The organism is Bacillus sp. JST-5 (genome assembly GCF_057747715.1).
Genome location: NZ_JBYLHW010000026.1, coordinates 25,887 through 32,979 on the forward strand (window position 1 = coordinate 25,887; position 7,093 = coordinate 32,979).

The following is a 7,093-nucleotide window of genomic DNA, read 5'->3' on the forward strand; positions in this document are numbered from 1 at the left end:
AAGTTAATTATTACATTGCATACACATAGTCGTACTTTCATATATTTGCAAGTTAATTTGGGAGAATCATTTGAAAAAAAAGAGGGATTAGCCGTGGCCAATCCCGACAGATTGAGAGGATATTTGAAAACTACGAATGGGAATTTGCGGGTATTCTGTTTGTATTGGCTCGATATTCATTCTTGCAACTAGACAAAAATTAGCGAAACAAACGAGTGCTGGATGAACTTTTGCCTCTATACATTATTTTACGAAAGCAGCGGTTTGTAAATCTTTTTTAATTTTAGTTGTAGAAATTCCTACAGTTCGAGGGAGATAAACGACTTCACAATAATCTTTTAAAAAATCAAACTTTCCTTTCCAGTCGTCTCCCATAACAAAAATATCGACATTATGTTTTTTTACATCATCAATTTTTTGCTCCCATGTATTTTCAGGAATGACTTCATCTACATATCGAATGGCTTCAAGAATTGCTTTTCTTTGTTCAAATGTATAGTAGGCTTTTTTTCCTTTTAATGCATTGAATTCATCTGTTGAAATGGCTACAATTAAATAATCTCCAAGTTCTTTTGCTCTTCGTAATAAGTTAATATGGCCGGTATGAAGGAGATCATACGTTCCATATGTAATAACTTTCTTCAAAATAAGCCCTCCATAATGAAATTACTTTTAGAATAATACTATAAAACTATTATAATTTAGTCAAATTTTGTTGATAAAGATATTTCGGTGTCGTTTCATTAATCATAGTTTATAATCCAAAAGTTGAAGGGTTTTGTTATAACAGTATTATAGGTTAATTGAGATAGTAATTTTATGGAATATCATATCTAATAGATTTTTAATCTATTTGTATTAGATATTAGATACAGGTGAATATGAAATAATATTTGGATAATATTAGAATAAATATACTTTTTCTTGAAAATGTTTGGTATTATATACTTGGTAAACATATCATTTAGGGCGTGAAGTTCCCTAAATTTAAGGGGGAATTATTTTGTATTGCAGCAATTGTGGAGCACTGAATAAGAATGAGGCAAACTTCTGTGTAAATTGCGGACATCCGCTAACTAAACCGGATGCACCAGCACAGAAAGAAGATGCACTGACGCAACATGATTCAGTAGAGAAAGGAAACGAATTCGCACAGCCGTCACCATCTTATGATCAGCATAATGCTCCGAAAAAAATGCTCTTGAATTATTGGGAATACTTTAAAACTGCGTTAAAAAGTCCAGTACCTGTTTCTGAAAAAATGACGAAAAATGAATCATTTTATGGATTTATCACAATTTTAATCTTTGCCTTTCTCATTCCGTTAATGATTTATTTTGCATTAAGAAGAGAACTTGGAAGTTTTATGTATTATGAAATCGGTTTTGCTGATATTGTCATTAAACCAGTCTTTTTTATTTTATTAATGATTTTCTTAGTCATTTCCATAATGTTTGGTGTATTAAATATAGGGAAATCTTCCGTGGATTTTAAAGAAATAGTGGCTAGATTTGGCACACTTCTCGTTACACCATCTTTACTTTTAGGAATTGCATTTATTTTTTCATTATTTGATTCTGAAATATTAGTTATTTTCCTATATTTAGGGTTTATCGGTTTCTCATTTGTTATTCCGCTAACTATTTATGGATATAAGAAAAATGAAAGTTCCGGTCTGGATTCTTTTTATGCTACATTCTTAACTTATATAGGGTTTGTTTTAGCTCTTTTTCTTCTTGGCAAGACATTCATACCTGTTTATTTCGATTTTTTTTAATAATGACCTTCTCTTTTGAGGAGGTTTTTTATTTTGAAGGGAAAAATATTAATGCAAGTTTGCATTAATATATATGAAAGTGGAGTTAGGGGCAATTATTTTCGAGAAGGGAGGGATTGGTAATTGCCAATCCCGTTTTACTTTGAAACTCCCTGCACCAAGTATGTCTTCTATCAAAGCATATTCCGAAATTTATTTATTACCTGTTTGTTTTAAATAAATTTTTTTAACACAAATTTCTACCTATCCAAATATGTAATCCGTATAATGAACAGCCAACACACATTCCTAATTGCACTTCAACTTTCCGTAATAATTATGTTCCAAAATTTTCGCGGAGAAATAAAATTTCTGATGTCTTAATTTATAAATTGGAGGAAAAATCTCTTATGAAACATTAAAAAGCAAGGTAATAAATAGAACATCCTATTTATTACCTTGCTAGGAAAAGTATAGAAAATCTTTTAATTGGTTATTTTAAGATTTTGGCATAATCTCCGAAAATCCAACCTGTTTCATTTGAATTAGGAAGATAAATATTATACCAGCCATCTTTAGTAATTACATTGCCGTTCTTATCTAACACAGCTTTAACGATAGTTTTATCTGGTAATGCAACTTTTATTTTAGAGTTGGTATTAGGCTGTTCTCTAACATTTAAACCGTTTGAAGAATTAATTTGTATGAGAATTTCTTTAGGTTCATTAAAGTTTAAATATTGACCATTTATCCAACCTTCTTGACCATTATATAGGACTCTATACCATCTATATGCATATGGATCCTTCCTTGATGGGTCATATTTAACATCTGTATTATAACCTAATACTAATACTTCAGTTCCTTTATCTAATAATTTTATTTTTGTGGACTCTAATAAATATGGGATCGTTCTAAAGTAAACTGAGTCAGTTGTTATCCCTTTAATTGATTGAGGATAACTAATAACGATATTTGTAGGTACTGGTTTTCCTGATGGAATATTTCTTCCATAATCAGGTGGTTTTGGCCCATTTTGAACAATAGGAACTTTATTATAATAGTATTCAAAATCGTATGGCTTCATATCTTGCATTAGACTTGCAATACCATTTTTCCAATTTGGATCAGTAGCATATTTTACATTCATACCAATTAAATCATAACCATTAAAATATGCTCCATCAGCTGATAGATAGTCCCTTTTGACCTGGTAAGCTACAAAATTAATACTATCTTGAACGGTAGGGAAGTAGTAACCACATGTAAATGGACAAAGGTCATAAGCACCATATCCATATAAATTATTTTTATAGTTTATTAGATCAGATCCTCCCCAACCAGTTTCCCAAATTGCATGAGCCACTAAATATGTAGCGTTTACTCCATATTTATTAGCAGCATCAATAAAATTCTGAGCATATTTTTTTAATTGACTATTCGAATGTCCTTTACGATCAAAAAAGTTTTTTATTTCTTGAGCTGTAATATTTGAAGGTTTTCTTAAGTCTAAGTTTATATACGAGAAGTCAGGTGATTTTATACTAAAATCAATTCTACTTTTCCCGGATTTCTCAAGATATTCAATTTCAATGAAATGAATATCTTTTTCTGCAGATATTGAAGTATTTCTATCTTCAATATTAATTATTGTAGTATCTTCTACGTAATTCCCACCGGTCCAACGATCAATTATTTTTTTTCCGTCAACATAGACTCTAACACCGTCATCAACTTTAGTTTGTATCAAATATTTTCCTGCAGGTAATCGTTTTGCAGTTACAAACCTTGCAGAATAATTGTCCTTAGGAACATTCTCCATAGGCGCATTAGTACCAAAGTCCAAGGATAATTTATCAGTAGCATAAATATTTGTATTGGCTGGAGTACCACTAGGATTAGTAGTAGGGTAATAGTAAGCCAACCACTGATTTAATGGGACAACATCAGCAAAAACAAAAGCATTCCCACTACGTTCGAAATAGTCGACCTGAACATTGTGAGTACCGCTACCAAGCCCAGTAATAAGGCCGCGATGGATTTCTCCTGCAGACGTATGCCACTCATCGATTGGTTTTTTACCATTAACGGAGACTCTAATTCCATCATCCGCATAAGTTTGGACGAAATAGTCTTTTCCACCATTAATCTTCTTAATAAAAGAAGCAGAGAAATTATCAGCATTAATATTTTTAATTGGAGAATTTTTTCCCCAATTATACTTAATTTGACTAATTTGGTTAAGTGAACCATTTCCGCCATTTACAATTCCTAAACCGCTTAGAGATTCGTTGGAATAGAACACATTTAACCAACTATTAGAGGAAATGGCTTGAGAAAATGGGGAAATAGTTACATTAATTCTACTTTTCCCAGACTTCTCTAAATATAGGACTTCGATGAAATGAATATCTTTTTCACTAGAAATGCTAGTATCTCGGTCATTAATAGTTACCTTAACTGCATCTTCTACAAAGTCTCCACCAGTCCATCTATCAATGACTAGTTTTCCATCTACATAAACTTGAACGCCATCGTCCACTTGTGTACGAATGATATAATCTCCTGCAGATAAACGTTTAGCGGTGACAAATCTTGCAGAATAATTGTCCTTCGGAACATTTGCCATAGGTGCATCATAGCCATGATTTAGAGATAAATTTTCCGTTTGAATTACTTTTGTATTAGAAGGCACCCCGTTTGGCGAAGTGGAAGAGTAATAGTAAGCCAACCACTGATTTAACGGGACAACATCAGCAAAAACAAAAGCATTCCCACTACGTTCGAAATAGTCGACCTGAACATTGTGAGTACCGCTACCAAGCCCAGTAATAAGGCCGCGATGGATTTCTCCTGCAGACGTATGCCACTCATCGATTGGTTTTTTACCATTAACGGAGACTCTAATTCCATCATCCGCATAAGTTTGGACGAAATAGTCTTTTCCACCATTAATCTTCTTAATAAAAGAAGCAGAGAAATTATCAGCATTAATATTTTTAATTGGAGAATTTTTTCCCCAATTATACTTAATTTGACTAATTTGGTTAAGTGAACCATTTCCGCCATTTACAATTCCTAAACCGCTTAGAGATTCGTTGGAATAGAACACATTTAACCAACTATTAGAGGAAATGGCTTGAGAAAATGGGGAAATAGTTACATTAATTCTACTTTTCCCAGACTTCTCTAAATATAGGACTTCGATGAAATGAATATCTTTTTCACTAGAAATGCTAGTATCTCGGTCATTAATAGTTACCTTAACTGCATCTTCTACAAAGTCTCCACCAGTCCATCTATCAATGACTAGTTTTCCATCTACATAAACTTGAACGCCATCGTCCACTTGTGTACGAATGATATAATCTCCTGCAGATAAACGTTTAGCGGTGACAAATCTTGCAGAATAATTGTCCTTCGGAACATTTGCCATAGGTGCATCATAGCCATGATTTAGAGATAAATTTTCCGTTTGAATTACTTTTGTATTAGAAGGCACCCCGTTTGGCGAAGTGGAAGAGTAATAGTAAGCCAACCACTGATTTAACGGGACAACATCAGCATAAATAAAAGCTTTTCCGCCTTTTTCAAAGTAATCGACTTGTACAGTATTTAATCCATTGTTTAATCCGGTAATTAGGCCACGATGGATTTCTCCTGCAGACGTATGCCACTCATCAATTGTTTTTTTACCATTAACGGAAACTCTAATCCCATCATCCGCATAAGTTTGGACAAAATAGTCTTTATTACCATCAATCTCTTTCGTAAAAGTGGCAGAAAATTCATCTTCTTTAATACCATTTAGAGGACTATTTCTATCCCAATTAATTTTAAGTTCAGAGAAATTTTTGGTAAGATAGGGACCTTCTAAATCTAGATTGTTGAAAAATTTTCCTTTCCATTGGTTAGTGTCAGCATTAACTTTATTGATTCCTAGAAAGGATAATACTAGAATCATAGCAAATAAGAATGTTCCAAATATTAATGTAATTTTTTTCATTGATTTAATATATATCACCTCCTATCGTTAGTTTACTAGAATACAATGTTTTTTTGAAGGGATTAGCTTTATATTATAATAATACTTAACTTGAAATTATTTTCTATCTAATCGTATATAATCTTCCATTATTCTATAGGATCCATCTAAGAGGATGTCTAATATAAGTTTTTCCTTACCAAAGTTATCAATAAAGTGTTTATAAATTTGATCAGTTATATACTCTTTGGCAATTGAACTAGCAATATTAAACGAGAGATATTTGTCTTCAATATTCCTAGGTCTACGGAATTCTATTGGTAAATCTAGTAATAACAATCTTCTCCAATATTTATAGGCTGCTAAAACTATCAAATCATTAGGCAAATCAGCGTTTTGTATGACATTCAAAGTTTCGTAAAAATAATCATAGAATTTATTTACATCAATAATTTGCTTTGTTAGTTGAGTTCGATTTCCATCAGTGTATTTCGTCCAGTAATAACAATCATAATCATTTACAATTGAAATAGAATTAGTATGAAGATAAGCCTTCATTGTAAAAGGATGATCTTCAGCATGGAAAATACTAGTATTAAATTTAATGTTATATTTTCTAATAAATTCAGTTTTAAACATTTTTAATACATTAAGTGAATCGATAACTTTAGAATCAAAAAAAGTTGTTTTTTCTTTTTTTTCATTAAACATTAATACAGGAACACCTCTATTAATTCCTTTATACTTCCCGATAATAATATCTGCATTATTCTCTTTTCCTTGATTGTACATTCTTTCTATTGCTTCTAAACCTAAATAATCGTCTGCATCAAGGAAAAAAATATATTCACCATTAGCTAAATCTATTATTTTATTTCTTGAAAGAGAAGGACTTCCAGTATTCTCATGTCTATCATAAAAGATTTTATAAGAAGAAAATTTCCTTGTATAATAATTAATTATTTCTCCTGTCTGATCAGTGGACCCATCGTCTATACAAATAATCTCTAGATTGTCTAAACCGATAGTTTGATTTACGACTGATTGTAAACATCTGTCAATAAATTGAGCATCATTATATACTGGGATGCCAATAGTTACTTTATAACTCATACGATACACTCCTAATTCTATAGATTTATCAAAGGTTTATATGCTTATAAAATTTTCCTTCTATTTTTATTTTATTTAAATATAAAAAAAAGAAAAAGAGAGAAATTATCTCTCTTTCAGCTTGTAGACAAAGTCCCTAACTTAGGGGCCAAATCTACAGGCTTTTTTGTATAATAGGGATAGAATTCTTGGTTAACGGGGGAAATTTAGGATGTTATCGAAGCGTACTGACAATAATC

General features: G+C 31.5%; 4 protein-coding genes. 1 reads left to right on the plus strand and 3 read right to left on the minus strand.

All coding sequences use genetic code 11. The features are described 5' to 3' along the window. Positions 1-243: 243 nt before the first annotated feature. Entirely contained in the window at positions 244-645 is a 402-nt protein-coding gene (gene tagD, locus AC3ASS_RS07305; RefSeq protein ID WP_488282860.1) for a glycerol-3-phosphate cytidylyltransferase, read from the minus strand. A 358-nt stretch (positions 646-1,003) separates the two neighbouring features. Here tagD and AC3ASS_RS07310 point away from each other — a divergent pair, with 358 nt between their 5' ends. Then, positions 1,004-1,777, plus strand: coding sequence for a zinc ribbon domain-containing protein (locus AC3ASS_RS07310; protein ID WP_488282861.1), 774 nt, complete (start codon positions 1,004-1,006; stop codon positions 1,775-1,777). A gap of 472 nt (positions 1,778-2,249) precedes the next feature. On the opposite strand, the gene AC3ASS_RS07315 is transcribed toward AC3ASS_RS07310, so the two are convergent. Both AC3ASS_RS07315 and AC3ASS_RS07320 read right to left on the minus strand, forming a co-directional pair. Then, positions 2,250-5,762, minus strand: coding sequence for a PA14 domain-containing protein (locus AC3ASS_RS07315; RefSeq protein ID WP_488282862.1), 3,513 nt, complete (start codon positions 5,760-5,762; stop codon positions 2,250-2,252). 96 nt (positions 5,763-5,858) lie between these two features. Beyond that, positions 5,859-6,854, minus strand: coding sequence for a glycosyltransferase family 2 protein (locus AC3ASS_RS07320; protein WP_488282863.1), 996 nt, complete (start codon positions 6,852-6,854; stop codon positions 5,859-5,861). Positions 6,855-7,093: the final 239 nt, after the last annotated feature.

What these genes read in the sequence shown, in the direction of transcription:
- AC3ASS_RS07320 (WP_488282863.1), bottom strand. Translation starts at nt 6,854, where the DNA reads ATGAGTTATAAAGTAACTATTGGCATCCCAGTATATAATGATGCTCAA.
- AC3ASS_RS07315 (WP_488282862.1), bottom strand. Translation starts at nt 5,762, where the DNA reads ATGAAAAAAATTACATTAATATTTGGAACATTCTTATTTGCTATGATT.